Origin of the sequence: Arthrobacter sp. CAL618 (genome assembly GCF_000468215.1) — a bacterium.
GTDB lineage: Bacteria > Actinomycetota > Actinomycetes > Actinomycetales > Micrococcaceae > Arthrobacter_D.
The window spans coordinates 1-2,510 of record NZ_ASZW01000201.1 but is presented as its reverse complement, the minus strand read 5'-3'; the positions used below and the strand labels follow the sequence as shown (position 1 = coordinate 2,510).

The window sequence follows — 2,510 nt, the reverse complement described above, 5'->3', positions numbered from 1 at the left end:
GGAACACCAGCGGCCCGTGCCAGGCGGTGGGAATCTTCAGGATCGTTTGGTCAGCGGACGACGACGGCGCCACCTCCCAGGGATGCACCACCTCGGCCGACAACAGCTCGGCCACCACATGCCGCAGTTCCCCGGGATCGCGCGTCAACCGGGCGGCGAGTGTCAACGCCTTGGTTTGACCATCGGCGAGGGCCAACGCCGTCGTCGGCCAGATGCTGGGCACCCGCCCACCGCCGTCGAGCAAGGCTTCCACAATGTCGTCTTCCCGGAGACCGCCGGGAGCTGACAGGACAAACTCGTCGAGGGTGCCGGACTCTGCCGGGTGCACGTGAATGCTGAGGATATTGATGTCGAGCCGAGCGAGCCGCCGGGTGATCCGCTCCAACGCACCCGGTTCGTCCCACACCAGGACCCGGGCCCGCCACAATGCGGCGGCAGCGTCGAGTCGACGTCGCCGCCGGATCGCCGGGGCATGCAGGAACGAACGCAGCAACCTGGCGGCCGCGGGATCGGCGACCCAGATCACCAGTGCCGTGGCCGTGAATGCGAGCACCAGAACCTTCGCCAGGTACGGCAGGTCCGTGCTGATCACCGCCGCATGCACCAGCAGTTCGATGGGCAGCATCACCGCCACATTAGCCAGCGTCACCCTGGTCTTTCCCGGCTCGGGGAGTTGGCCGCACGAATCACAGATCAGATCGGCCGTCGCCGCATGGGACAGGGGTCGCTTCATGGCTCCAGCATGCGCGCTGGCTGTTTCGGCTGCGTTGCGTCGCCGTGACCATTTACCGCCAATCGGCGTCGGGACGATATTCTTGACCTATCACCCGCGCACCATCCCCGCCCCCGACGCCGTCGTCCGGGCGGACGCGCGCATGAGCCAGCCGCGCCAGACCTATTCGACCAGGTCCGCGGCGGGCCGCACACAACGCTGGAGAACCCAGCGGCAGGAAGGGATTGACAGTGCACCGCGACCCATCGGAATGCCTTGACACATGGATGAGCCGAGAGGCTCTTGCGGAGGGAATGATCCCCGTCATCGGGCGGCTGTACCGCGAAAACAACGTGGTGATCAGCATCCACGGCCGCAGCCTCATCAATAAATCGGCCATGAACATCCTCAAAGCCCACCGGTTTGCCCGCCGGATCAGCAAGGAAGAGTTGTTCCTCGAGGAAACTGCGCCGCTCCTGCGCACCCTGGTGGACCTTGATCTGGGCGCCGCGGCCATCGATATTGCCCGGCTGACCCAGAAGTTCAAGGCCGACGGCGGTGGCGCCTCCCTGGAGGACTTCCTCCGCGCGGAGCTGGCCGACGTCGTCGACAAGCGCGGGGCCGACGAACGCACCAGCACCGACGTCGTACTCTATGGTTTCGGGCGCATCGGCCGCCTGGTGGCACGGCTCCTGATCGAGAAGGCCGGCGGTGGCCACGGGCTGCGGTTGCGCGCCATTGTGGTCCGTAAGGGCGCCGACAACGACCTGATGAAGCGGGCCAGCCTGCTCCGCCGCGACTCGGTGCACGGCAGCTTTGAGGGCACCATCCGGATCGACGAAGAAGCCAACACGATTACCGCCAACGGCGTGCACATCCAGGTGATCTACTCGAACGACCCGTCCACCGTCGACTACACCGCCTACGGCATCAAGGACGCCCTGCTGGTCGACAACACCGGACGCTGGCGCGACGAGGAAGGGCTGTCCAAGCACCTGCAGAGCAAGGGCATTGCCCGGGTGCTCCTGACGGCGCCGGGCAAGGGTGCGCTGAAGAACATTGTGCATGGCATCAACCACAACACCATTCTGCCCACGGACCAGATCGTCACCGCCGCATCCTGCACCACCAACGCCATCACCCCCGTGTTGAAGGCCATCAATGACCGGTTCGGTGTGGTGCACGGGCATGTGGAGACGGTGCACTCGTTCACCAATGACCAGAACCTGATCGACAACTTCCACCAGGGTGACCGGCGTGGCCGTTCAGCGGCGCTGAACATGGTCATCACCGAGACCGGTGCGGCGAAGGCCGTCGCTAAGGCGCTCCCCGAGCTCGAGGGCAAACTGACCGGCAGCTCCATCCGTGTGCCGACCCCCGATGTCTCGATCGCAATCCTCAACCTGACCCTGGCCGACGGGACCAGTAAGGACGAGGTCAACACCTACCTGCGCGAAACGTCGCTGCACTCCGATTTGCGCAAACAGGTCGACTACATCGACTCGCCCGACGTCGTCTCCACCGACTTTGTCGGCTCCCGCCGGGCCGGGATTGTCGATGGACTGGCGACCATCGCGAACGGCACCAACCTGGTGCTCTACGTCTGGTACGACAACGAGTTCGGCTACAGCTGCCAGGTGGTCCGGGTGATGGAAGAGATGGCCGGCGTGAACCCGCCGTCGTTCCCGGCCAAGGAACCCGTCGCCGCGACCGTGCGGTCCTCGGCCTCGGCGGGCTGAAACACGCCGCCCGCACGAAGGCGCCCCTCGAGGCGACCTGTGGGGGCGACCATAGAACC

General features: G+C 65.6%; 2 protein-coding genes. One reads left to right on the top strand and one right to left on the bottom strand.

All coding sequences use genetic code 11. From position 1 onward, the window contains the following. Nucleotides 1–733, bottom strand: a 733-nt coding sequence (locus tag K728_RS0112290; protein ID WP_024476900.1) for an ACT domain-containing protein, incomplete at its 3' end; no start/stop codon positions are given. Between the two features lie 230 nt (nucleotides 734–963). On the opposite strand from K728_RS0112290, the gene K728_RS0112285 reads away from it, so the two are divergent. After that, nucleotides 964–2,451 (top strand): glyceraldehyde-3-phosphate dehydrogenase, encoded by a 1,488-nt coding sequence (locus tag K728_RS0112285; RefSeq protein WP_272942583.1) that lies wholly within the window; start codon nucleotides 964–966, stop codon nucleotides 2,449–2,451. Nucleotides 2,452–2,510: the final 59 nt, after the last annotated feature.